Annotated in this window: 23 protein-coding genes; 9 read left to right on the top strand and 14 right to left on the bottom strand. The window is 68.8% G+C overall.

Translation table 11 applies throughout. The features are described from left to right. Positions 1-84: 84 nt before the first annotated feature. Positions 85-2,571 (top strand): DEAD/DEAH box helicase, encoded by a 2,487-nt coding sequence (locus tag C8271_RS12530; protein WP_106507574.1) that lies wholly within the window; start codon positions 85-87, stop codon positions 2,569-2,571. A gap of 41 nt (positions 2,572-2,612) precedes the next feature. Here C8271_RS12530 and C8271_RS12525 read toward each other — a convergent pair whose 3' ends face one another. From C8271_RS12525 to C8271_RS12495, 7 genes are all read right to left on the bottom strand, one after another. Next, positions 2,613-2,963 (bottom strand): Rv3654c family TadE-like protein, encoded by a 351-nt coding sequence (locus C8271_RS12525; protein ID WP_106507573.1) that lies wholly within the window; start codon positions 2,961-2,963, stop codon positions 2,613-2,615. Beyond that, positions 2,960-3,358 (bottom strand): TadE family type IV pilus minor pilin, encoded by a 399-nt coding sequence (locus C8271_RS12520; RefSeq protein WP_106507572.1) that lies wholly within the window; start codon positions 3,356-3,358, stop codon positions 2,960-2,962. The genes C8271_RS12525 and C8271_RS12520 overlap by 4 nt, the downstream gene beginning before the upstream one ends. Then, positions 3,358-3,558 carry a DUF4244 domain-containing protein gene (locus tag C8271_RS12515; RefSeq protein WP_106507571.1) on the bottom strand — a complete coding sequence of 67 codons (201 nt, stop codon included), beginning with the start codon at positions 3,556-3,558 and terminating at the stop codon, positions 3,358-3,360. The genes C8271_RS12520 and C8271_RS12515 overlap by 1 nt, the downstream gene beginning before the upstream one ends. Before the next feature lie 221 nt (positions 3,559-3,779). Then, complete coding sequence (locus C8271_RS12510; RefSeq protein WP_106507570.1) at positions 3,780-4,874, bottom strand: type II secretion system F family protein; 1,095 nt, start codon at positions 4,872-4,874, stop codon at positions 3,780-3,782. Further along, a complete protein-coding gene (locus C8271_RS12505; RefSeq protein ID WP_106507569.1) occupies positions 4,871-6,085 on the bottom strand; it encodes a TadA family conjugal transfer-associated ATPase in 1,215 nt (404 codons plus the stop codon). Before C8271_RS12505 ends, C8271_RS12510 begins: the two co-directional genes overlap by 4 nt. Beyond that, positions 6,082-7,173: a septum site-determining protein Ssd gene (ssd, locus tag C8271_RS12500; protein ID WP_425428213.1), complete on the bottom strand. Its 1,092-nt coding sequence runs from the start codon at positions 7,171-7,173 to the stop codon at positions 6,082-6,084. Before ssd ends, C8271_RS12505 begins: the two co-directional genes overlap by 4 nt. 433 nt (positions 7,174-7,606) lie before the next feature. Further along, on the bottom strand, positions 7,607-8,407 hold the full coding sequence (locus tag C8271_RS12495) for an exodeoxyribonuclease III (protein ID WP_106507567.1): 801 nt from the start codon (positions 8,405-8,407) through the stop codon (positions 7,607-7,609). A gap of 125 nt (positions 8,408-8,532) precedes the next feature. On the opposite strand from C8271_RS12495, the gene C8271_RS12490 reads away from it, so the two are divergent. Continuing rightward, complete coding sequence (locus tag C8271_RS12490; protein ID WP_106507566.1) at positions 8,533-9,378, top strand: SDR family NAD(P)-dependent oxidoreductase; 846 nt, start codon at positions 8,533-8,535, stop codon at positions 9,376-9,378. Between the two features lie 90 nt (positions 9,379-9,468). Then, positions 9,469-10,134 carry an orotate phosphoribosyltransferase gene (locus C8271_RS12485; protein ID WP_106507565.1) on the top strand — a complete coding sequence of 222 codons (666 nt, stop codon included), beginning with the start codon at positions 9,469-9,471 and terminating at the stop codon, positions 10,132-10,134. 72 nt (positions 10,135-10,206) lie between these two features. On the opposite strand, the gene ypfJ is transcribed toward C8271_RS12485, so the two are convergent. Continuing rightward, entirely contained in the window at positions 10,207-11,130 is a 924-nt protein-coding gene (gene ypfJ, locus C8271_RS12480; protein WP_106507564.1) for a KPN_02809 family neutral zinc metallopeptidase, read from the bottom strand. A gap of 104 nt (positions 11,131-11,234) precedes the next feature. Between ypfJ and C8271_RS12475 the strand changes: the two genes are divergently transcribed. From C8271_RS12475 to fbaA, 3 genes are all read left to right on the top strand, one after another. Beyond that, positions 11,235-12,044, top strand: a complete 810-nt coding sequence (locus tag C8271_RS12475; RefSeq protein ID WP_106507563.1) for a DedA family protein — start codon at positions 11,235-11,237, stop codon at positions 12,042-12,044. Beyond that, positions 12,041-12,673 (top strand): TrmH family RNA methyltransferase, encoded by a 633-nt coding sequence (locus C8271_RS12470; protein ID WP_170957892.1) that lies wholly within the window; start codon positions 12,041-12,043, stop codon positions 12,671-12,673. Before C8271_RS12475 ends, C8271_RS12470 begins: the two co-directional genes overlap by 4 nt. A gap of 269 nt (positions 12,674-12,942) precedes the next feature. Further along, positions 12,943-13,971, top strand: coding sequence for a class II fructose-bisphosphate aldolase (gene fbaA, locus C8271_RS12465; protein ID WP_106507562.1), 1,029 nt, complete (start codon positions 12,943-12,945; stop codon positions 13,969-13,971). Between the two features lie 115 nt (positions 13,972-14,086). Here the strand turns inward: fbaA and C8271_RS12460 are convergent, their stop codons facing one another. The 6 genes from C8271_RS12460 to C8271_RS12430 form a co-directional block, all read right to left on the bottom strand. Next, on the bottom strand, positions 14,087-14,407 hold the full coding sequence (locus C8271_RS12460) for a DUF2516 family protein (protein ID WP_106507561.1): 321 nt from the start codon (positions 14,405-14,407) through the stop codon (positions 14,087-14,089). 53 nt (positions 14,408-14,460) lie between these two features. Then, positions 14,461-15,768: an FUSC family protein gene (locus C8271_RS12455; RefSeq protein ID WP_106507560.1), complete on the bottom strand. Its 1,308-nt coding sequence runs from the start codon at positions 15,766-15,768 to the stop codon at positions 14,461-14,463. Then, positions 15,765-16,238, bottom strand: a complete 474-nt coding sequence (locus C8271_RS12450) for a hypothetical protein (protein ID WP_245921135.1) — start codon at positions 16,236-16,238, stop codon at positions 15,765-15,767. The genes C8271_RS12455 and C8271_RS12450 overlap by 4 nt, the downstream gene beginning before the upstream one ends. 115 nt (positions 16,239-16,353) lie before the next feature. Then, entirely contained in the window at positions 16,354-17,451 is a 1,098-nt protein-coding gene (ygfZ, locus tag C8271_RS12445; RefSeq protein ID WP_342751953.1) for a CAF17-like 4Fe-4S cluster assembly/insertion protein YgfZ, read from the bottom strand. Further along, positions 17,444-18,097 (bottom strand): heme-binding beta-barrel domain-containing protein, encoded by a 654-nt coding sequence (locus tag C8271_RS12440; RefSeq protein ID WP_106507558.1) that lies wholly within the window; start codon positions 18,095-18,097, stop codon positions 17,444-17,446. Before C8271_RS12440 ends, ygfZ begins: the two co-directional genes overlap by 8 nt. Positions 18,098-18,237: 140 nt before the next feature. After that, on the bottom strand, positions 18,238-18,987 hold the full coding sequence (locus C8271_RS12430; protein ID WP_106507556.1) for a hypothetical protein: 750 nt from the start codon (positions 18,985-18,987) through the stop codon (positions 18,238-18,240). 137 nt (positions 18,988-19,124) lie between these two features. On the opposite strand from C8271_RS12430, the gene mshD reads away from it, so the two are divergent. From mshD to C8271_RS12415, 3 genes are all read left to right on the top strand, one after another. After that, positions 19,125-20,066 carry a mycothiol synthase gene (gene mshD, locus C8271_RS12425; RefSeq protein ID WP_106507555.1) on the top strand — a complete coding sequence of 314 codons (942 nt, stop codon included), beginning with the start codon at positions 19,125-19,127 and terminating at the stop codon, positions 20,064-20,066. Then, complete coding sequence (locus C8271_RS12420; RefSeq protein WP_106507554.1) at positions 20,063-21,007, top strand: NUDIX hydrolase; 945 nt, start codon at positions 20,063-20,065, stop codon at positions 21,005-21,007. Before mshD ends, C8271_RS12420 begins: the two co-directional genes overlap by 4 nt. A gap of 357 nt (positions 21,008-21,364) precedes the next feature. Beyond that, positions 21,365-22,507: a phosphate ABC transporter substrate-binding protein PstS gene (locus tag C8271_RS12415; RefSeq protein ID WP_106507553.1), complete on the top strand. Its 1,143-nt coding sequence runs from the start codon at positions 21,365-21,367 to the stop codon at positions 22,505-22,507. Positions 22,508-22,529 lie beyond the last annotated feature (22 nt).

The raw sequence follows: 22,529 nt of genomic DNA, 5'->3' as shown, positions 1-22,529 counted from the left end.
GCGCCAACGGCCGATGAGCCGTGATGACCGTGCAGGTCAGGGTGCCGTTCGACGGTTCTGTGCAGTGCCCGGAAGGAGGCGGGGATGCAGTCGCACCGTGCACGATCCCTGCTCGAGGGCCTCACCCTTCCGGTTGATCGCACCGGCTGCCTCACGCATGTGGAGCAGATGCCGGCGCGGCCTGGCCGCACGGCGCCGTTTCCCGCATGGCTTGATCCGCGGCTGCGGGACCAGCTCGAGGCCAGCGGCATCACCGCCCCCTGGACTCACCAGGTCGCCGCCGCCGATCTGCTCCATGGCGGGCAAGACGTCGTGCTGTCGACCGGCACCGCCTCCGGGAAGTCGCTCGCCTACCTGATGCCCACTCTCACTGCCGTGGGTGCGCGTGAACTCGACTCGTCCTCGCGGCGTGCGACCGCCCTCTACCTGGCGCCCACGAAAGCGCTCGCCGCCGATCAGCTCACCACCATCACCGCCATGGCCCACGGGGCGTGCATCCGCGATGCCCGTGTGGCGGTCTATGACGGCGATACCCCCACCGAGGAGCGGCGCTGGGTGCGTCGCCACGGCTCGATCGTGCTGACCAATCCCGACATGCTCCATTTCGGGATCCTGCCCGGCCACGAGCAGTGGGCGAGTTTCTTCCGTGCGCTGCATTTCGTGATCGTCGATGAGTGCCACACCTACCGCGGCGTGTTCGGCAGCCACGTGGCGATGGTGCTGCGGCGCCTGCGACGCATCGCGGAGCACTATCACGCGGAGCCTGCGTTTCTGCTTGCCTCGGCGACGACGGCGAACCCGGAGCTGTCGGCGTCGCGCCTGATCGGCCGACCCGTCACCGCGGTCACGGAGGACGGCTCTCCGCGTGCGGGCCTCACCGTCGGCTTGTGGGAGCCCGGCACGCGAGAGCGCGATGGTGGCAGGGCTGAGCCAAGCAGTGCCGCAGGTTCGCGCGCGTCGTCCGCGGCCGACGGCCAGGACGTGGCCGGGGAGCCGGTTCGGACGGGTCAGCCCGGGGCCGGTGAGCGTGTTCCGGCGGGGCAGTCCGGGGCCGGTGAGCGGGTGCTGCGGCGCTCGGCGACGACGGAATCGGCGGCGCTGCTGGCGGACCTGGTGGCGCAGGACGTGCGCACGCTGGTGTTCGCGCGCTCGCGTCGTGGCGCCGAGCTGGTGGCGTCCGCCGCGCGGCGGCGACTGAATGAGCTGGCTCGGGCCCGATCCAGCGCGGGGCTCGCCGAGCGGGCGCAGGCGGTGGCGGCGTACCGCGGCGGGTATCTCGCCGCTGAGCGGCGTGCACTCGAGGCCGCGCTGCGCAGCGGTGATCTGCTGGCACTCGCCTCCACGAACGCGCTGGAGCTCGGCATCGACATCGCTGGCCTGGACGCAGTGCTCGTGGCGGGCTGGCCCGGCACCCGAGCGTCGCTGTGGCAGCAGTTCGGCCGCGCTGGCAGACGTCACGATGGCAACGGCGGGGCGCTCGCTGTGTTCATCGCGCGTGAGGATCCGCTGGACACCTACGTGGTGCACCATCCGGAGTCAGTCTTTGGCGCGCCCGTGGAAGCCGCCGTGTTCGATCCGGCGAACCCGTATGTGATGACCCCACACTTGTGCGCGGCCGCCTCCGAGCTGCCGATCCGTTCTGGTCAGGAGGAGATCTTCGGTCCGACGAGCCGTGAGCTGCTGGACACCCTGGTGGCCCGCGGTGTGCTGCGTGCCCGCCCCACCGGTTGGTATTGGACGATGCTCGACTCAGCCCATGAGCTCACCGACCTGCGGGGCAGCGGCGGCGAACCCGTGCGTATCGTCGAGCGCGGCGACGGCACTCTGCTGGGCACGGTCGATGCCGCGAGCGCCCACACCCAGGTGCACACCGGCGCGGTGCATGTGCACCAGGGCCGCAGCTATGTGGTCGACGAGCTCGACGTGGAACGAGCCGTGGCGTTCGTGCACCGGGAAGACCCGCTGCACACGACGCATCCGCAGTCCACCTCCTCAATCCGGATTCGACAGGTCGATGAGCACACAGCGTGGGCCGACGGGGTCGAGCTGTGCTTCGGCACCGTGGACGTGAGCGAACAAGTCACCGGCTACCAGGTGCGTGACGTGTACACGCAGGCAGTGCTCGCCAACCATCCGCTCGACTTGCCGGTGCGCACGCTGACCACGAAGGCCGTGTGGTGGGTGATCCCGCGGGACCTCACCGAACGCGCTGGCCTGCCCGGCGGTGAGCTGCCCGGGGCGCTGCACGCCGCGGAGCATGCAGCGATCTCCTTACTGCCGCTGCTGGCCACCTGCGACCGCTGGGACATTGGTGGAGTCTCCACCGCCCTGCACGAGGACACCGGTGAGGCGACGATCTTCGTGTACGACGGTGCGCCGGGCGGAGCGGGCTTTGCACGACGCGGCGTCGATGACGCCGGAGCCTGGCTGCGGGCCACGGCCGACATGATCCAGGCGTGCCCGTGCGCGGACGGCTGCCCGGCCTGCATCGTCTCCCCGAAGTGCGGCAACGGCAACGAGCCACTTTCCAAGGCTGAGGCGCAGAGACTCTTAGGCCTCATGCAGCCCTGATGTGGCCAAGCCCCGCGATGCCGTGACGGCCCGACGGACAGTTACGGCTCATCTGGTCCGGTGGGCAGGTCGGTTGGGCCGGGCCCGGCGCGGGCGCGTGCCGTCTGCGGCGGCAGGGCGTCAGTCTCAACGGCGACCGTCACCACGACGTCGCGGCCGTGCACGTGGCAGGAGATGAGCTGTGCGCTGTTGCGGGCAGCAGCCTCCTGGGAGATGACGCAGGGCATGGGGTGGGCGGCAGCGAGTGCATCAGCGCCGGCCAGTGCGGCGAGATCCGCGGCGGTTGCGGCCCGTGCCTGGGCTGTCACCCCGGAGCCCAGCAGGGCGAGCCCCAGGACGGCGGTGGTTGCCGTGCCGATCCAGGCGGTGGTGGCGGCTGCGGACATGCTCATGAGGCACCCCCGTCACCGACCAGGTGGGGCTCGCGCCGTGCCTGTGCATCGGCATCGATGGACCAGGCCGCGCCGGCGAGCAGACCCGCGGGTGCCCGCAGCTCACGACGCACCTGCACGCTCACCCAGACGCCGTCTGCGCTGATGGTCACCGAGACGTCGTCGCCGCTGATGCGTCGGGCCGTGGCGACAGCGGACTGCTCGCTTTCCCCGCGCGCCATCTCCCGCGCGGCCGCGCGGGCGGCGGACTCGAGTCGAACGTGGGCACCGATGCCGAGACCCGTGAGGATCAGCAGTGCGACCATCATCACCACCACGGGCAGCACGACTGCCGTCTCCGCGGTGGCGGACCCCCGGTCGTCGCACAGACGCGACGACCGGGTCCGCGCACGCATCACTGCCCCTTGGACAAGGCGGCCGTGATGATGCTCATCAGCAGTTCGCGCACCTCGCCGGAGGCAAGCAGCGCCACCAGCACGGCAGCGAATCCGCAGGCTGCGAGCACCGTGATCGCGTACTCCGCGGTACTGGCACCGCGTTCGTCGAGCAGGCGCTGATGCAGAGCGCGGCGCCAGCGGGTCATGGTCAGGGTCATCACTTTTCTCCTTCGATCAGGGTGATCCGCCACAGTGGCGGCATGCACCCGGTGGCCGGCCAGCGGGTGCTGGCCGGGGCGGGCGGCAGCACCACCCACGAGGCGCCCAGGGCGCCGATGCCGGGAGGATCCCGGCAGCTTGTGGACCGCTTCGGGATGCCGCGTCGAATGACCACCGCCGGGGGCGGGGGTCAGCGGGCAACGATCAGGCGCGGTCATCATCAGGACGCCCCGGGGAATGAGGTCGACAGCGAACCGCCCAGCAGCGAGATCACGGTGGGCACGATCCCGAGGGCAATGAAGGCGGGCAGCAGCGTGAGACCGGTGGGCAGCACAAGCTGCACGGCGAGGCGGGCTGCACGTGCCTCGGCATCGCGGGCACGGCCGCGACGGGAATCGACCGCGGCGCTGCGCAAAACCCGGGACAGATCAGACCCGGCTTCGCTGCTGAGCACCATGGCTGTGGTCAAGGGGGCGAGATGATCCGGTAGACGCGTCCCGGCCGTCTGCGGGGGCACTCCGGCGGTCAGGGCAGCGGCATAGGCCCGCAGATGCTCGCCATCGGCGTGATCGAGTACGTCCCCAACGGATCGGACGGCATGCGCGGCAGGCAGCCCGGCACGCAGCGCACCGGCAATCAGCTCGAGCAGTACCGAAGCGTCGATTCCGCTGCGGTCAGGTGGATCGGCGCGCCGGAGTAACCGATGCATCCACCACCACCCCATGAGTGTGAGCGCACCACCGGTGATGGCCAGCAGATGCCCTGTCATTGAGGACGTCAGCAACTGCAGCGGATCGGCGCCGAGGAGCATGCCCAGGCCCACGCCAGCTACGGGCAGCACCAGTAGGATCCTGGCGGTGGAGCGCGGACCGGCGAAGGCGCTGCGCCGGGCAAGCGCCGCATCGTGCAGGTCGCGCAGAGCATCGGCGAGAGTGTGCAGCACGTCGGCTGCGGGGGCGCCGCTGCGTTCACATACCGCGAGGGCCGCTGCGAGGGAACGCACACCACCTATCTGTGACACCGGGCCGGCGATGGCGTGTGCCGGGTGTGCCCCGGCCGCGATCGTCTGGGCGAGGTCGCGCAGCGGGCCGACGGGTAGTGTCCGGGAGACCGCCGCCCAGGCAGTGCGCGGGGCGGTGCCAGAGCCGATCACGGTCGCAAGACTTTCGACCATGCGTGCCACATCCAGCGGGCTGCTCACCTGCCGCCGCGCACGCCGCGGGCCGGCCGCTGCGACCGGTGGCCTGTGCCCAGGGGCGGTGACCCATGTGGCGAGCAGACCGGTCGCGACAGCCACGCAGAGCAACACCGTCATGCTGCCCTCCGCCCGGTCCGGGCGAGCCGCATTGTTGGCCCAATGCCTGAGCCCGTCGTGAGCAGGTGCTGTAACTGCGCAGCCGCGGGACCCTGACGAATCTCGCCCTCGTGAACGGTGAGGGCGCTCGTACAGGTGAGGGCACCGGATGTGGCCCGGTGCAGCACGGCGATCTCCTGGAGGCAGCGCCCTGCCGCCGTACGGCCCAGGTGGATCACGAGATCCAGGGCGCTCGCAGCCTGCGCGGCGAGTGCCTCACGGTCGAGCCCAGCCAGGGCACCGAGGGCTTCGAGGCGTGCTGGTACATCGGCTGCGGTGTTCGCATGGATGGTTCCGCAGCCGCCCTCGTGTCCCGTGTTGAGCGCCTGGAGCAGGTCCCGGATCTCGGCTCCGCGGCATTCGCCCAGCACGATGCGATCTGGGCGCATGCGCAGACACTGTCGCACCAGCTCGGAGAGGTCGACCAGGCCAGCGCCCTCACTATTCGCGTGACGTGACTGCAGGCTCACCACGTGCGGATGATCGACCTGCAGCTCCAGGGCGTCCTCCACGATGACGATCCGTTCATTCGCATCAACGGCGGCGAGCATGGCGCCCAGCAACGTCGACTTCCCCGTCCCCGTGCCGCCGGTGACGAGAAACGGCACGCGCGCCGCGACGATGCGCCGTAGCAGATCACCGATCACCGCGGGAAAGGCCCCCAGGGATTCGAGGTCATCCATCCGCAGTGGTTCGGCGGCGGGCAGGCGCAATGACAGCACCGGGCCGGTGGGGGACAGCGGCGGCAGGAGTGCATGGAAACGGATGCCGGAGGGCAGGTGGGCATCCGCCCACGGCATTGCGTCATCCAGCCGGCGACCACCACTAACGGCCAGACGCACAGCCAGGTCGCGAGCCTGCTGCGCCGTCATGACGCGATCGGTGCGCTGCAGGCCGTCGCGTCCGTCGATCCACACAGAGCCATCACCGTTGACCAGTAGATCTGTGACGCCGGGGCTGATCAGATCCTGCAGTGGGCCGAGTCCGTCGAGGTGATCGCGTACGAGCTCGGCTGCGGTGAGCACGTCGGCCGCACCGAGCACCTGGTCCCCAGCGCGCAGCAGACGAGCCACGCGGGCCACGTCGATCGCGCCGGGGCTCCTCACGAGGTCTTCGCGCACAGCATCGAGCAGGGAGTCCAGGTCGATGCTGGCTAGCTCGCGGGCGCTCATCGGGCGTCCTTCAGTAGTTGCCGGCACAGGCGGTCCGCCCCGCCGCGTCGTACATCCAGTAGCGGGACAGCACCGGGGGAGTCACGGAAGGTCCCCAGCAGGGGTAGGCGCAGTTCCGCGGCCACATCGTGCGGGTGAAGGTCACCACGGCGTCGCGCCACCAGCCCGCCGCGCAGCGGGCTGTTTCGCCAGCTCGCCTGGCGGCGCTGCGCAGCCCGCACGGCATGGTCCGAGCACGGGCTGAGCAGCATCAGCTCGTCCAGATGCGTTGCCGCCGCGGGCACCAGAGTGGGGGCGAGGTCGACTACCACAGTTCCGCCGGTAAAGCTCAGCGCGGCAAGGGCACGATCCAGGGAGGCTTCATCGACGGCGGGGCCGTTCTCATGCGTGCACAGCAGACGTACGTCGTCGATCTGCGGCAGCGACTCCCGCAGCGCATCGGTGTCCGTGCTGCCCGTAGCGGCGATGTCCATCCAGCTCACTCCGCGCAACGGAGGCGCCTCGATCAGGGTGTCGAGACCGCCGCCAGTGGGATCAGCGTCCACGAGCACCACCGGCCCGTGGGCACGGGCGGCCGCGGCGGGGCGGGCGGCGAAGCTTGAGGCCCCTGCCCCGCCGCAGCCTGCCACGATGCCGATGATGCGGGTGCTGCGGCGCGGGCGCGCATGCTCGGTGAGCAGAGCCAGCAGCTCATCGGACTGCGAGGGTAAAGACACCACGGCGCGTGCGCCGCGGGTGAGCGCTGCGCGCCACACGCCCACATCATGTGCGCCGTCGGGGATGAGGACAGCCAGGCGGGGGCGGGTTCCCTCGGCGCGCGGCATCCTGTCCAGGCTCTGCGCATCGGTGATGAGCAGGGTCGTGCCCTCAGTGCCGGACCCCATCGTGGGTTCACCTACGCTCGTGCGCAGGGATACGCCTGCAGCCATCGCGTGATCCCGCACTGCAGCACCTAGTTGCGCGTCGGTTCCGCACCAGAGCACCGTGGGCGGCACGTCGGCATCGCGACTGCTGTCTGGACGACCGCCCGCGCGGGGACTTGCCGTCAGCACCGAAGGAAATGAGCGAGCAGGCCGGACGTGCGAGATCGTCCGATCAGGACGATGGTCCCCGGGCGGTGAAGGTGGGGCGCCATCCCGCCTGAGTGTGGTGCGATCCCGGCGGGAGGACGGTGCAGCTGTGCTGGTCATGCAGCCACCGTCGCGGATTCGACGACCCGATTCAGCTCCCGCCGACGGATCGGGGACAAGCGGTCTTGGGGAGGAACGGCGAGTGAGCGCGCAGGTCACCGAGGGCTTGCGTGGTATGCGTCACAGGAGTAGTGTTCTTCCCACAACGACGAGACAGCGGATCCGGAACCCACGTGCGACTGGTCCCCGTAACGGACCGGTCACGGAGAAGCCGACAGCGGACCGTGACGACGAAACACGCCTGATCCCGCATCCGCGCTCGTTGGGAGCGGCGCCGCAGCCACTGCGACGCCGCTCTTCTCGTGTCGACCCGTCGGTCGTCGGCCTCGGCTCAGAACTCCAGATCGACCACCACGGGCGCATGATCGGACGCCCCCTTGCCCTTGCGCTCCTCCCGATCGATGAAAGAGCCGCGCACAGCCGACTGCAGCGCGGGGGAGCCCAGCACGAAGTCGATCCGCATGCCCTCCTTCTTCGGGAAGCGCAGCTGCTGATAGTCCCAGTACGTATACACACCCGGTCCCGGATGCTCAGGGCGCACGACGTCGGCAAAACCGGCCTCCACTACGGCGCGGAACGCAGCCCGCTCCGGCTCGGTCACATGCGTGCGGCCCTCGAAGTACTCCATCGACCACACATCCTCATCCTGCGGCGCCACGTTGAAGTCACCCACGAGCGCGATCCGCGCCTGCGAATCCTCCGCCAATGCGCGTGCTCCCTCGGCGCGCAACGCCTCCAGCCACTGCAACTTGTACTGGTAGTGCGGATGATCGATTTCCCGGCCATTGGGCACATACAGCGACCAGATCCGCAACCCTTCGCCCACGGTTGCACCCAGTGAGCGTGCTTCCACCACGCCGGAATCATCCGCGGGCCACACCGGCAGCGCCGGCAGCTCAGTCTGCACATCGGTGAGCCCCACCCGGGACAGGATCGCCACGCCGTTCCACTGGTTCAGTCCGTGTGCCGCCGTCTCGTAACCGGCACTTTCGAACACCGACAGGTCCAGCTGCGCGGGCTTCGCCTTGATCTCTTGCAGGGCGAGCACGTCGACCTGATGGCGCTCCAGGAAGGCGAGCACACGATCCGTGCGGGCACGCAATGAATTGATATTCCAGGTGGCGATGCGCATGCGATCGATCCTACGGGCCCTCCCCGCAGCCCGCAGCGCACGTCCCTGCCACGTCCCTGCTGCGGCTTTGCCCGGTTGTGTCGCACCGCTGCCCGTGCGGACCGCCGCGCACTACGCTGAGAGGCATGACCCGCGCACTGGTGACCGGCTCGACCTCCGGGCTCGGGCTCGAGTTCGCCTGGCAGCTCGCGGGCACCGGCCACGACCTGGTCCTCGTCTCCCGTGACGAGGCACGGATGCGAGCTGTCGCCGCCCAGATCACCGACGCCCACGACGTGCAGATCGAGGTGTTGCCCGCCGATCTCTCCGACCGGGCTCGGCTCGAGAAAGTCGCGCTGCGGCTCACCGATCCCGTCGCCCCCATCGACCTGCTCGTCAATAACGCCGGGTACGGGTTGCGCGGCGGATTCCTCGAGGTCGGCATCCAGGACCACGAAAAGCAGATGGACACCCTGATGCGTGCCGTGCTCGTGCTTTCCCACGCCGCCGCCCGCACCATGGTGCAGCGCCGACGAGGCGCCATCATCAATGTGTCCTCGCTCGCCGGTTACACCGCTGCCGGGCCCTACGCCGCCTCCAAGAGCTGGGTCACCGTCTTCACAGAGTCCCTTGCGGTGGAGCTGAAGGGCACCGGCGTCACCGCCACCGCACTGCTGCCCGGATTCGTGCAGACGGAGTTCCATGAGCGCGCCGCCATCAGCATGGACGGGCTGCCGCGCGTGGGCTGGTTGAAAGCGCCATTCGTTGTGGAACAGGGACTCAAGGACGCTGCGAAAGGCCAGGTGCTGTCCATTCCCTCGATCACGTACCGCACCGCAGGGGAGGTCTCCCGCATCGCTCCGCGCCGCCTGATGCGGTTGCTGACCGGCCCGGCCTGGTCCGCCCGCCTCGGGCGTCGTGCGCTGCGCCGGTCACGGCGCCGCGCGAGCGCCCGCGACCTGCACGCCCCCTGGCAGTGCGACGACTCCTGACCCTGCAGTGCGCGGGATTCCCGACTGATTCGCTGCCCGGCACACGTCTGACAGCCCTGCGGTCTCGCGGTCCGGCAGTACGCTGGCGGCATGTCGAACCTCGCTGACCCGCAGCCTGAGCGCTCCACCCTCGCCCCCGATCCGTCCACGACCGGCCTCGGTGCAGGCAATCCCGACCAGGAGCGCCCCGGTGCGGCAGAGGACCGTGAGCGCCTGCGCTGCCTGATTCGCGACCTTGCCGTTGTGCGCGGCCACGTCGTGCTGTCCTCCGGGCAGGAGGCCGATCATTACGTTGACCTGCGCCGCATCACCCTGCACCATGAGGCCGCGCCACTCGTCGGCCGGGTCATGTTGGATCTGCTGCGCCGCGAGGGAGTCGTGCCCGGCATCGAGGCCGTCGGCGGACTCACTCTGGGCGCCGACCCCGTCGGCACCGCGATCATGCACGCCGCCGCAGCGGACCCGGAACGCACCGGCCCGATCGACGCGTTCGTCGTACGTAAGACCACGAAAGAGTATGGTCTCCAGCGCCGGATCGAGGGGCCCGACGTCGCAGGCAGGCGTGTCGTCGCCGTCGAGGACACCTCCACCACCGGCGGCAGCGTGCTCACCGCCTGCTCAGCGCTCGCCGACGCCGGAGCCGAGATCGCCGCAGTCGCCGTGATCGTGCACCGCAGTGAGGACTCCCGGCGCGCTGTTGAACAGGCCGGATACCGCTACCTCGCCGCCTACGACATCGCCGAACTGGAGATCTGAGCCCCGCTCGACCGCGCGCCCGAACGGCGCTGGGGATCCAGGCCGACGGCAGGGCGCTCGGCCGGCAGCTGCTCAGACCTGATCCGCCGCGAACGTGTCGCATGCGGCCACAGTGCCCTTCTCGTACCCGCGCATGAACCAGCCCTGGCGCTGCTCCGAGGAACCATGCGTCCACGTATCGGGGATCACCTGACCACCGGCGACCTCACCCTGAATGTGGTCATCACCCACAGCAGACGCCGCAGACAGCGCTGAGGCGACGTCCTCGCGCGTCAGCGGTTCCAGCATCGGCACGCCCTCATCGTCGACGGTGTCGGACGCATGATGCGCCCACACCCCCGCATAGCAGTCGGCCTGCAGCTCGAGCCGCACCATGGCGCCCTGCGGGCCGGTGTCGTTGTGGTCGACCCGCGTGAGCGTGCCCTCGAGGTTCTGGATGTGATGGCCGTACTCATGCGCCACCACATACGCCTTCGCCAACTGGCCGCCGTCGGCCCCGAAATGTTGCTCCAGCTGCTGGTAGAAGCTGACGTCGACATAGATCGTGCTGTCAGCCGGGCAGTAGAAGGGGCCGACGTCCGCCGAGGCAGCCCCACACCCCGTCTGCGCCTGACCGGAGAACACCCGGCCGCGCGGCTCCTGGAAACGAATCCCGCTGTCCGGAGCGAGCTGCGACCACAGCGAATCCGCCGATTCGACCGTGGCCTGGACCAGGCAGTCATCGCGCTCATTGGCATCCGCGCCGGTCTCGCACTCCTGCAGACGTCCGCCCTCCGCCACCGGCTCCTGCTGTTGCGGCGCTGCGCCGCCACCACCGAGCAGGTCCAGTGGGTTGCCGCCCATCAGGGCGTACACGAGCACCAGCACGAGCAGGAGACAGCCACCGGCGCCGCCGCCGATCGCGATACCGCCGCGACCACCGGGTCGGAAACCACCGCCCGAGCCACCGCGGCTGACGTTGTCGGAGCGGATCTCCGCATTCGGGTTGAAGGTCATGTGCAGAGAGTAGCCAGTGGCGGGGCTCTAGCATGGTCTGCGGCCCGCCCGCGCATCCGCGCAGCCGACGGCGAGGCAGCTGAGACTCGACCTGCGGAGGATGCATGAACATCGTCGACTGGGCCGTGAACACGATGAACGACCTGGGCGGCTTCGGCGTCGCGCTGCTCATCTTCCTCGAGAACGTGTTCCCGCCGATCCCCTCGGAGGTGATCCTGCCACTGGCGGGCGTCACTGCAGCCGGACCGGACAACACCTTCATTGGCATCCTGCTGTGGTCGATCGTCGGGTCGGTGACCGGTGCCTGGCTGCTGTACGGCCTGGGGCGCTTGCTGGGCCCGGAGCGGCTGCGAAACGTCTTCATCCGCCTCCCGCTGATCCACGTCGAGGACTACGACCGCACGGTCGAGTGGATGGACAAACACGGCATGAAGGGCATCTTCTTCGGCCGTATGGTCCCTGGAATCCGCTCACTGGTCTCCATTCCAGCCGGCCTGTACGCCATGCCTCTGGGAAAGTTCACGCTGCTGACGGCGCTCGGCAGCGGCATCTGGAACGCGATCTTCGTGACCTTCGGCTACACCCTGGGCCACAACTGGCACGTGATCGAGCCGTACACGAACGTCCTATCCAAGGTCGTGTACGTGATCATTCTGCTGCTCCTGCTGTGGTGGTTCATCTCGCTGATCCGCCGCGAGAAGCGCCGACGGCAGCTGGGCCTGCCTGACCCAGATGCCGAGGAGAACGCTCGCCTGGATCGGGAGAAAGCACGCAGGGAGAACGCCGGCGCGCAGGAAAGCAGCCCGTTGGCGCCGACGGGGCGGGGCGACCAGGCAGGGACGCGCGACGGCCAGTGCGCCGAGCCGAATGACCAGCGGAGCGAGCCGGAGCATCCAGGGGAGCCGCGCGCGTGAACGATCGCGTGAACGGCACGGAGGAACGCGAGGTCGGTGTTGGCCCTCACCCGTTGCCCTGGCCTGATGATCCGCGGCTTGACCCCGACCTTCTCGAGCACGGCGATCGCCGCAACGTGGTCGACCGCTACCGCTACTGGCGCCGTGAAGCGATCGTGGCGGATCTTGACCAGCATCGGCACGTCCTCCACGTGGCGATCGAGAACCTCGAGCACGACGCCAACATCGGCTCCATCGTCCGCACCGCGAACGCCTTCGCCGTAGAGGCCTTCCACATCGTCGGGCGACGCCGCTGGAATCGACGCGGCGCCATGGTGACCGACCGCTACCAGCACGAAATCCACCACCCCGACGCCGTTCACCTGCGCGACTGGGCGCACGCGGAACAGCGCAGCATCGTCGCCGTCGACCTTGTGCCCGGAGCGCTCCCGCTGGAGAACACGCCGTTGCCTGAACGCAGCGTGCTCGTCTTCGGGCAGGAAGGCCCGGGACTCAGCCAGGAACTGCTCGAGATCGCTGACCTCACGGTCGCGATCACCCAGTACGGCTCGACCCGCTCGCTGAACGTTGCCGCCGCCGCAGCGATCGCTATGCACACCTGGGTGGGTCAGCACAGCCCTCAGCAGTAGCAGGCCGCGACCGGAGCGGTGCGAACCGGTCTCGAGCTGACACAGACGAGCTGGTACAGAAACCAGCGGGGTAGGCAGCAGGTCCACGGCGAACCGGCAGCAGACCAGCATCAACGCACGCGCCCTGTCACTCCCTCGCTTTCATCACCGCAGTCCCGCTCGTCGCGAGCTCGGCTGTGGGATGATGAGGGAGCACGGACGGGCCTGCGCGGGAAGTCCTGCGCCGCCGGCTCGTCGAGCGTTCCCCTGATGAACGAAGGAGCAGCCGAATGGCCATCGCAACCCCTGACCAGTATGCCGAGATGATCGACCGCGCCAAGGCCGGCAAGTTCGCCTACCCCGCGGTGAACGTCTCCAGCTCGCAGACCGCGATCGCGGCGCTGCAGGGATTCACCGAGGCGAACTCGGACGGCATCATCCAGGTGTCCGTCGGCGGTGCGGAGTACCTCTCCGGCTCCACCGTGAAGGACCGTGTCGCCGGCTCCCTGGCGCTTGCCGAGTTCGTGCACGCCGTCGCGAAGAACTACCCGGTCACCGTCGCGCTGCACACTGACCACTGCGCCAAGGAGAACCTCCCCACCTGGGTCGAGCCCCTCATCGAGTGGGACCTCGAGAACCGTGTGAAGAAGGGCCTGGATCCGCTGTTCCAGTCGCACATGTGGGACGGCTCGGCCGTGCCGGTCGATGAGAACCTCGAGATCGCGCAGCGTCTGCTGGCCAAGACCACCGAGGCCAAGAAGATTCTCGAGATCGAGGTCGGCGTCGTCGGCGGTGAGGAAGACGGCTACGAGGCCAACGTCTCCAACGACAAGCTCTTCTCCACCGTCGAGGACGGCATGAAGACGGTCGAGGCCCTTGGCCTGGGTGAGAAGGGCCGCTACATCACGGCGCTGACCTTCGGCAACGTGCACGGCGTGTACAAGCCGGGCAACGTGAAGCTCACCCCCTCGATCCTGCTGGACATCCAGAAGGCTGTGGGCGAGAAGTACGGCAAGGACATGCCGTTCGACCTGGTGATGCACGGTGGCTCCGGCTCGACTCTCGAAGAGATTCGCGAGGCCGTCGACAATGGCGTCATCAAGATGAACATCGACACCGACACCCAGTACGCCTTCACCCGCCCCGTTGCTGCGCACGTGATGCAGAACTACGACGGCGTGCTGAAGATCGACGGCGAGGTGGGCAACAAGAAGACCTACGACCCCCGCTCCTGGGGCAAGAAGGCCGAGGCCGGCATGGCTGCGCGTGTCGTGGAGGCATGCGAGAACCTGCGTTCCGCTGGTTCTCACCAGGCCTGATCCGGCGCCGAGGCGGGGCCGTCGAGGAGCTCGCGTCGGCACCTGAACGGTAGATGGCGCCCGCCCCGAGTGATCGGGGCGGGCGCCATGCTGTGAGAGTGTGGCGCGCGAGAGGTCACCAGCGGTTGCGGCGCGAGTTCTCCATCACGGTGCGCAGTGCCGGCAGGACATCGGTGAGGAACACGCCCGCGATCACAATCCCGATGATCATCAGCAGCGGGGTGGCGCTGCTCCCCCCGATCGGGGACGGCAGTGACAGGAAACCGAGCAGCATCGACAGCCCGGTGAGCAGCAGCCAGAAACCCTTTGTGCGCTTGCCCGCGGCCACATAGGCGTCCGGCCGGAACCGCAGGGCGTTAACGAACGCCCACACCTGCACCGCGAACAGCACAACGGCGAGGGCGGCGAAGATCCACGTCTGAATCAGGGCGACCATCAGGCAAGAATAACGAGCGCAACCGGCTGACCGTTGATCGCCCGGGCACGGGTTCAGTGCCGACGATCCGGATCCGATCGATCCGTGATCAACAGCTCGAGCGCCGCCGTGGTGGCAGGCGGTTCCACGGCCCGCATCTCGCGGGTCAGCGGCTTGGGTCCCATCGCGTCACCATCGGCCGCCACCAGCAGGCTGGGCAGGAAACGGTTCGCGGCGGCCGAATCCAGCCCGGTGGCCTGCAGAAGATCGATCGCGAGCGACCGCAGCTGCATCACCAGCGCCACACCTTCGAAATGGCCTACGCGTCCGAGACGTTCCCCGTCGTCGCTCTTCAGCAGCATCTCCGGGGTGAGATAGGAGCAGAACAGACGCAACTCGCGGCGCACCTCCGTGAAGTCTGTGTCGCCCCGCTCACCCATGCTCGAGCGCAGCGCCGTGACAGCGTCGCGGGCCAGCATCAGCGCGTCCGACAGTGTCGTGTGCGCGCCGCCCTGCACAGCTTCCAGAAACTCCGCCTGGCGTCGCGCGATGACCCTCATATTCCGCATCGCGCGGTCCGAGCCCACGAGCAGGTGCTGTAGACGCTCCACATCCTGCGCATGGCGCACCGCTCCCGGGGCGAAGGTCGCCATCTCATTCGCGGCCTCATTGGCCAAGCGCCAGGCATCGGTGTGTTTCTGTGAGCGCTCACGCAGCGTCACAAGCGTGGCGCGCACCACGGTCGTGTCACCGCTGCGGGCAGCGCCCGCAAGAGCAGCGAGGGCGTCCTCCAGCTCCTCGAAGAATGAGTCGGCTGCGCGGCGCTGGAGCCGCCGTGGGTCGCCGGACAGGAGGAGATGGATCACCAATGCAACGACGAGTCCGGTGATGGCGTCCAGGACACGCGCACCGGGCGTCATGCCTGGGGTGACGGGCATGAGCATCACCAGCAGAGACTGGATCGCCATCTGGAACGCGAAGGTGATGCCGGGGTCCAGAAGGCGCGCAAGCATTCCGGCGGTGAAGATCACCACCGCGATCTGCCAGGTCCCCGGGCCGATCGTGGAGCGGGCGAGTTCACCGAGCAGCACGCCCATCATCACGCCCAGGCCCATCTCCAGGGTCTTGCGCATCTTCCGGTCGATACCGACGCCAAGGACGATGAACGCGACGATCGAGGAGAAGAACGGGTACTGGTGGCCCCACAGCAGATGACTGAGTGCGTAGGCGAGAGCGGCCGCAAGAGCCGCACGGGCGATGTTCAGCGCGTCGCTGCGGCCGCGGCGCGCGCCGGTGCGCCACCAGGAGTCCAGCGCACTGCCGATAGTGGTGCGCCATGAGGGCCGCCGCGATGTGCCACCTGTTCGCGATGTCGAGGTCATGGCCGCACCGGATCCTCGAGCCGCATCTGCAGCAGCTCGTCGATATCGAAGGTCTCGCCGTCGCGCGCGCCACGACCCACCACCAGTGGGGCGAGCGATGGTTCCGGGGTGGCTCCACGCAGACGCGAGAGAATACCGCCGTCGACACGCAGCACGTAAAATCGGCCATCCTCGTCAATGCCCAGCGACTGATCGGTCTTCAGATACCAGCCGCGCAGAGCGGTGCGGATCGTGCCGGAACCGGTGTAGGGGCGGGCGCGCAGCGGGATCGGCTCGATGCCGGCTGCGCGGAACTTCTCGATGGCGGTGCGGATCTTCACTGTCGCCTTCTCATGCTCGGCCTGCCGTGCCCGGTGGAGCGCCTGCTCCTGCGCGGCGATCACCTCCGCCCGATGCTGGGACTCGGCCGCAACGCGATCCGCTGATCTGTCGGCATCCTCCGTGCCCGAGTGTTCAGTATCCGCGCCCATGGCGGCCATCATGCCAGGCGGCGCCGATGCACACCCGTGTTCTCCACCAATCGGAAGCCCAGAGGAACCGGCCATGGCACGGCGCTCAGCACGGGTGCGGCGCCGGCAGGCTCCGTCACAGGCGCGCGGTGGCCGGTCGCTCACCGTGGTCGCGAGGAAGGACAACCGGTTCCTGGGCCGCATCCACGACAGCGATCTGTTCCTCGCCGCCGTCGGTGCCCAGGGACATCTGCACGCTCAGTGGCGCATCCACAGGCACCGCGCGTTTGATCACGGCCAGGGCAATCGGTCCCAGATCGGCATGTGTGCCCACTGAGGTCACACGGCCGACGTTCTTCCCATCGGCACCACCGAGCAGCACAGCGCCGCCCGCCCGCAGCGGTACATCCTGTGACCCGTCCAGGTGCAGCATCACGAGGCGTCGTGGCGGCTGCCCCAGGTTCAGCACCTTCGCCACGGTCTCCTGCCCGCGGTAGCAGCCCTTGGCGGTGTGCACCCACTGGCGCAGCAGGTCCAGCTCATGAGGAATCGTGCGCTCATCCACCTCTGCTGTGGCGCGGGGGCGATGGTCTGCGATGCGCAACGCCTCCCAGGCGAGCATGCCGGCCAGCTGATCCGGCTCCCACGGCAGCGCCCGGGCTGCGGCATCATCCACGACGCTCAGCACAACACCGACGGGGTCCTCAGGATCCGGTCCGTAGGGGACGCCGCCGGCGGCGACCTGCGGCCAGTCATCGCGGAAGACCGTCACCGCTTCAAGCTCGGGCCGGATCTGCGCAGCGGGATGAACACCGCCGAGCACGCGCAGGTCGTTCCGGTCAGCCAGCTCCACACGAGCCGCGAACAGCATCGATTCGAGGTAGCTGCGCAGGGGTGCGCGGCAGCCGTGGTCGAGGATCAGCAGCACCGCGTCGTCGGCGGTGATGACGGCATCAGCCAGATGCTCGACGCGCCCCTTCGGCGTCAGCACCGCCAGGCGTGCACTGGACCCCACCTCAGTGCCCTCGAGAACCTGGGAGGTTACAGTGGTCAGCCAGCGGCGGGCATCCGGTCCGCTCACCTCGAGCATCTCGAACTGGCCCAGATCCACGAGCGCCCGCCCCATCAGCAGGCGGCGTTGCTCCCGGGTGGGGGAGCCGTAGTGGGCGGCAACACCAGCATCCGGCCCCTCGGTCTCAAGTACGGCCCCCGTGCGCAGCAATGGCTCAGGCACGATCCAGCTCCACAGACATGTAGGGGACGAGATCGTTCTCGTCGGTGGCCTCTCCGCTGCTCTCGACGTCGGGTGCATCCAGCGCACGACGCTCCCACAGCCACATGAGTCGTCCGGCGACGGTGCCGAACAGACGGGTCGCCTCGACGCGGCCCGTCTCATCGCGCAGCACCAGGCGGATGCGTGGCCCGCGGGCCTCGCCGTCCCACACGGTCCTCACGCCGTCGGCCTCGAAACGAGCCTGAACGCCGAAAGAAATGACTCCGGCGGCCTCGCCGGGCTTCGCCGCCCGGGCCGCCTCGAGATCCTGTCCGGGCAGCGGGTCGCCCACAGTCCACACGCCGCGCTCGCGCAACAGCAGCGTCCGCTCCCCTGTGCCTGGGTGGGGCGACGGTGTGGTCTCTGGCCGAGCGAAAGCGCTCGTGGGCGGCAGTGGTGCCGGGGCGTCCACCGCGTGGCTGAGACACGTCCACGCCATCGTGCCGTCGTCCTGCGCGACGCACTGCAGCGACTGCTCGAGCAGACGCTCACTGCGCTGGCCGTCAGGATCGTGCAGGGGAAGAGCGCCGTGCCCATCCCATGAACCGATCAGCCAGGCGAGCGGGTAGAGGGAACGCGGAAGCGAGGGGTCCAGCGGGAGCGGCATGGGGTCAGCGGCCGAACAGGCGGGCCACGACCAGCACGGCGAAGGCGGCGGTGCCCAGACCGACCAGACCGACAAGGGCCAGGAAGAACAGGGAAAGTGCAGACATGGCGCCCAGTGTACCGACGGTCGACAGGGCGTGCTCAGCCCAGCAGCGTCGCCGCCACAAGAGCGATGACGCCGGCGGTCACCACGGGGGAGGACTCCACCGCGAGGGAAGCACCGGGCTCACGGGAGACGATGAGAGAAGCCAGCAATTGATGCGCGCCGACGGCGGCGACCGTCGTCACCGCACCGAGCGCGAGAGCGGCCCACACCCCCACGGCGGCGAGTGACATGGCCAGGACGGCGGTAATGGAGCTTCCCGCCAGCACAGAGAGCAGCAGCCGAGCCCGCGCCGGCACAGCGGTCGTATCCAGCAGCAAGGCGCCAGCCAGGCCGGCGGCGATCGCGGTCACAATCCCTGCGTGCCCCAGATCAACGGCTGTAGCCTGCGCCAACACCCAGCAGCTCCCGAGGCCCGTGAGCATCACCCCGGCTACGGTGCCGGTGAGGGAATGCGTCAGGTCATGCCGGTCGCGACGCAGCATCTGGTGAACGAATGAGCCCAGCACCCCGCATGCTGTCACCATCACCACGGCGCTCAAGGGGTCGACTCGAGTGCCGCTGATCAGTGCGAGCGCTGCTCCTGCGACGCCGGTCGCACACACGATCAGTCGCGTCCCGAACGCAGAGGGGATTTCCAGCAGCGCCGGCCAGCCGAACCCCACCAGGATGGAACCGAATGCCGCGACCGCGGCCACGAGAATCGGCGACGGCGCTCCGGTGAGCGTGGCGAGCGCGAGCAGGATGGCCAGAGCGGCGCCGAGTGGAGCCCTTTCGGGCGAGGTCATGGCGCCTCCCTCTGCCTCGGGTCATCGTGGTCGCATGCCGGTGCCGCGGGCGGCGAAGAGCCCGTGCCGACGGCGCTAGAGTTGCAGTCTACGAGCACCCGCCCCAGGTCGGCGCACCGCCGACCGGAAGGACCCTGATGATCTCGACGGACCGTCTGTCGAGTCGCCGTCGCCGTGCTGTGGCCGACCTGCTGGATCGCACGCGAATGCATGACGGTGTCTCCGCACTGGACGAGGCCGCTGTCCTCGCACTGGACGGCACGACCGCGCGGCACCTGCTGGTCGAAGAGCCCGACGGTGAAGCCGCCGATGCTGAGACCGCTGGCGGGCGATCGGCCGACGGGGCGCTCCGCCTGATCGGCTATACGAGCGTGCTGGCCGATGGCACCGTGCAGGGCATGGTGGACCCGGCCGAGCGTCGGAGAGGCCACGGGCAGGCACTGCTCGACCGTGCCCTGGCCGACCACCCGGACGCCCGGGTCTGGTCGCACGGAGCGCTGCCGGCCTCGATGGCCTTCCTCGAAGCGCGTGGTCTGCAGCCGATTCGGACCCTGCTGACGATGCGTCGGCCCCTGGGGGCGCAGCAGCCCGTGCCCGATCCGCCACCGATCCGTGCCGACGAGCACGGAACAGGCGCCCATCTGGACATCTTCGACCCGCAGCACGATGCCGAGGCGTGGGTCCGCGTCAACGCAGCAGCCTTCCAGGACCATCCCGAACAGGGGTCGCTGGGTCTCGAGGACCTGCGCCGACGGATGGAACAGGAATGGTTCCGCGCCGAGGATCTGCTGGTTGCCCGCCCCGACGACGGCGCAGACCTGCTGGGTTTCGTGTGGGTCAAGCGTGTCCCCGGCCAGGAGGCGGAGATCTACGCCGTGGGAACGGCCCCGCAGGCGCAGCGCCGCGGCGTGGCGGCCCATCTGCTGGGCGCGGCGCTGCGTCAGCTGGAGCAGGCCGGTGAGTCCGCGGTGACGCTGTATGTGGAAGGCTCGGCTGGTGGTGCGGTGGCGCTGTATGAGAGCTGGGGCTTTGAGGTCTCCGGGCGCCATGTGCAGCTGCGGCCTGGTGGTGCCGCATGAAGGTGAACGCAGGCGCCCCGGCACCGGTGCTTGCCGCCGGCGCGCTCACCTGGCGTGAAGGGAAAACAGGGCTGGAAGTGATGCTCGTGCATCGACCCCGCTACGACGACTGGTCGATCCCGAAGGGCAAGCTCGACAAGCGAGAGACGTTCCCTGCTGCCGCGGTGCGCGAAGTGGAGGAAGAGACCGGCCATCGCGTGCGGTTGCACCGTCCGCTGCCAGCGTCGGTGTACATGCTTCCCGATGGGCGCACGAAGATCGTCCAATACTGGACGGCGACAGTGCGGGCACAGACCGCCGCCGGCCCGCAGAACGCCCGCGAGATCGACCAGGTGCGCTGGGTCCCCGTGGACGACGCCGAGTCCGTGATGACACGCCAGACCGACCTGGTGCCACTGCAGGCGCTGCGCCGCTACCACGAGGCGGATGAACTCGTGACGTCCCCGATCGTCATTCAACGGCACGCGGCGGCGCGTGCCCGCGCCAAGTGGCGCAAGGGCGAGAAGACGCGACCGCTGAACACGAAGGGGCGCAAGCAGGCGGTCGCGCTGCCGCCGCTGATCGACGCCTTCGACCCACGCTCCCTGGTGACGAGCCCCTGGGCGCGCTGCCTGGAGACCGTGCGGCCGCTCGCCAAGGCAGAAGGGCTGCGGATCGTGCAGAAGCCGGAGCTGACAGAGGCGAGCCACGAGAAGAGTCCCTCGCGCACCGCGGCGGTGGTCGAGCGGGTGCTGGAGCAGGCGCGCCCCGTACTGATCTGCACGCATCGCCCGGTGCTCCCCACCGTGATCCGCGCGATCGCGCAGGCATCAACCCGATCTGTCGCCCTCGAGCTGCCGCGCGAGAACCCGTATCTGGCGGCCGGTGAAGCACTCGTGCTGCACACCACGCCGAGCGGCCGTGGTGTGGCGGTGGAACGGCACCTGCCAAACATCGGCTGAGGGAACCTCGGCGGGTTTACGCGTGCGCATGGCGATGCTGCGGCGGCTGATGGTGGCTGGTCGTACCCCGTTCCGCCGCGGTCATCACCAGCGGCTGTGATGCCCACCACCGCATGCGGGAGGGGCGCACCCTCGTGATCGGATAGTTATGCACGCTACATCTCTAAAAAAGAGACTCTGACCTGCTCGTTCACAGAGTCGCGCAGCGTGTTAACCCGTCGTTCATATCGAATGGGGCGACCGGTCATCTGTGGTCCTTAGCGTCGCACCCGACAAACGTCGAAGAAGGACCTCGGGCGACGTCCCCTCGTCACGAGAACCTCCTGTCACTGGGCTCCGGCCCCGAAAGGACACGCAGTGAACGTTCGCAAGAACAAGCTCGTCGGACTCGCCACTCTCGGTCTCGTGGGTGGCCTCGCCCTCTCCGCCTGCGGCGGCGACGGCGGCAATCGCGGCGACGGCGGCAACGGCGGCGGCAACGGCTCGGACAACGGTGGCGCGGCTGCTGGCGGTGGCGACCTCTCTGGCGAGCTCGCCGGTGGCGGCGCCTCCTCCATGGGCTCCGCTCAGGGTGCGTGGACCGCTGGCTTCATGGGCCAGAACCCCGAGGCCAACGTGACCTACGAAGAGACCGGCTCCGGCAAGGGTCGCGAGCAGTTCCTTGCGGGCGGCTTCAAGTTCGCCGGCTCCGATGCCGCGCTGGACGAGGAGGAGCTCAAGAAGGCCAAGGAGTCCGTCTGCGCCGGCGGCGAGGCCATGGACATCCCCGTCTACATCTCCCCGATCGCCGTTGTGTTCAACCTCGAGGGCGTGGACGAGCTGAACCTCGCTCCCGCGACCATCGCCGGCATCTTCATGGGCGAGATCAAGACCTGGGATGACGAGAAGATCAAGGCCGACAACCCGGACGTCGAGCTCCCCTCCACCCCGATCGTTCCGGTGAACCGCCAGGACAAGTCCGGCACCACCGAGAACTTCACTGAGTACCTCTCCGAGACCGCCGGTGACGTGTGGACCCACGGCCCCGTCGAGGAGTGGCCGATCGACGGCACCCAGTCCGGCGATGGCACCACCGGCCTGATCGAGGTTGTCAAGGGCGCTGACGGCGCGATCGGCTACGCCGACGCCTCCAAGGCTGGCGACCTGGGCACCGCCAAGATCAAGGTGGGCGAGGAGTGGACCGCGTTCACCCCCGAGGGTGCCGCGAAGGCCGTTGAGGTCTCCCCCCGCGAGGAGGGGCGCTCCGAGCTCGACTACGTGGTGCAGCTGGACCGCAAGACCACCGAGTCCGGCGCCTACCCGCTGGTGCTCATCTCCTATCTGGTCGTCTGCGACACCTACGAGGATGCTGAGACCGCTGACCTGGTGAAGGCCTACGCCGGCTACATCGTGTCGGATGAGGGCCAGAACGAGTCTGCAGAGGCCGCTGGCTCGGCCCCGCTCACCAGTGGCCTGTCCGAGGACGCGCAGAAGGCTGTCGACGCCATCAAGGCCAAGTGACCCACTTCTGGCACTGACGCCA

The sequence above is a fragment of the Brachybacterium timonense genome (assembly GCF_900258505.1).
Lineage (GTDB): Bacteria > Actinomycetota > Actinomycetes > Actinomycetales > Dermabacteraceae > Brachybacterium > Brachybacterium timonense.
The sequence above is the reverse complement of the archived record's forward strand: the minus strand, read 5'-3'. Positions and strand labels throughout refer to the sequence as shown.

Bases quoted from the DNA above. Each gene is read 5' to 3' on its own strand.
- C8271_RS12520 (WP_106507572.1), bottom strand. From the start codon at position 3,358: ATGCGTGCGCGGACCCGGTCGTCGCGTCTGTGCGACGACCGGGGGTCC.
- C8271_RS12490 (WP_106507566.1), top strand. From the start codon at position 8,533: ATGACCCGCGCACTGGTGACCGGCTCGACCTCCGGGCTCGGGCTCGAG.
- mshD (WP_106507555.1), top strand. From the start codon at position 19,125: ATGATCTCGACGGACCGTCTGTCGAGTCGCCGTCGCCGTGCTGTGGCC.
- C8271_RS12495 (WP_106507567.1), bottom strand. From the start codon at position 8,407: ATGCGCATCGCCACCTGGAATATCAATTCATTGCGTGCCCGCACGGAT.
- C8271_RS12525 (WP_106507573.1), bottom strand. From the start codon at position 2,963: ATGAGCATGTCCGCAGCCGCCACCACCGCCTGGATCGGCACGGCAACC.
- C8271_RS12510 (WP_106507570.1), bottom strand. From the start codon at position 4,874: ATGACGGTGTTGCTCTGCGTGGCTGTCGCGACCGGTCTGCTCGCCACA.
- C8271_RS12460 (WP_106507561.1), bottom strand. From the start codon at position 14,407: ATGGTCGCCCTGATTCAGACGTGGATCTTCGCCGCCCTCGCCGTTGTG.
- C8271_RS12455 (WP_106507560.1), bottom strand. From the start codon at position 15,768: ATGACCTCGACATCGCGAACAGGTGGCACATCGCGGCGGCCCTCATGG.
- C8271_RS12440 (WP_106507558.1), bottom strand. From the start codon at position 18,097: ATGCCGCTCCCGCTGGACCCCTCGCTTCCGCGTTCCCTCTACCCGCTC.
- C8271_RS12420 (WP_106507554.1), top strand. From the start codon at position 20,063: ATGAAGGTGAACGCAGGCGCCCCGGCACCGGTGCTTGCCGCCGGCGCG.
- C8271_RS12485 (WP_106507565.1), top strand. From the start codon at position 9,469: ATGTCGAACCTCGCTGACCCGCAGCCTGAGCGCTCCACCCTCGCCCCC.
- C8271_RS12475 (WP_106507563.1), top strand. From the start codon at position 11,235: ATGAACATCGTCGACTGGGCCGTGAACACGATGAACGACCTGGGCGGC.
- C8271_RS12430 (WP_106507556.1), bottom strand. From the start codon at position 18,987: ATGACCTCGCCCGAAAGGGCTCCACTCGGCGCCGCTCTGGCCATCCTG.
- C8271_RS12530 (WP_106507574.1), top strand. From the start codon at position 85: ATGCAGTCGCACCGTGCACGATCCCTGCTCGAGGGCCTCACCCTTCCG.
- C8271_RS12515 (WP_106507571.1), bottom strand. From the start codon at position 3,558: ATGACCCTGACCATGACCCGCTGGCGCCGCGCTCTGCATCAGCGCCTG.
- ypfJ (WP_106507564.1), bottom strand. From the start codon at position 11,130: ATGACCTTCAACCCGAATGCGGAGATCCGCTCCGACAACGTCAGCCGC.
- C8271_RS12450 (WP_245921135.1), bottom strand. From the start codon at position 16,238: ATGGGCGCGGATACTGAACACTCGGGCACGGAGGATGCCGACAGATCA.
- C8271_RS12505 (WP_106507569.1), bottom strand. From the start codon at position 6,085: ATGAGCGCCCGCGAGCTAGCCAGCATCGACCTGGACTCCCTGCTCGAT.
- fbaA (WP_106507562.1), top strand. From the start codon at position 12,943: ATGGCCATCGCAACCCCTGACCAGTATGCCGAGATGATCGACCGCGCC.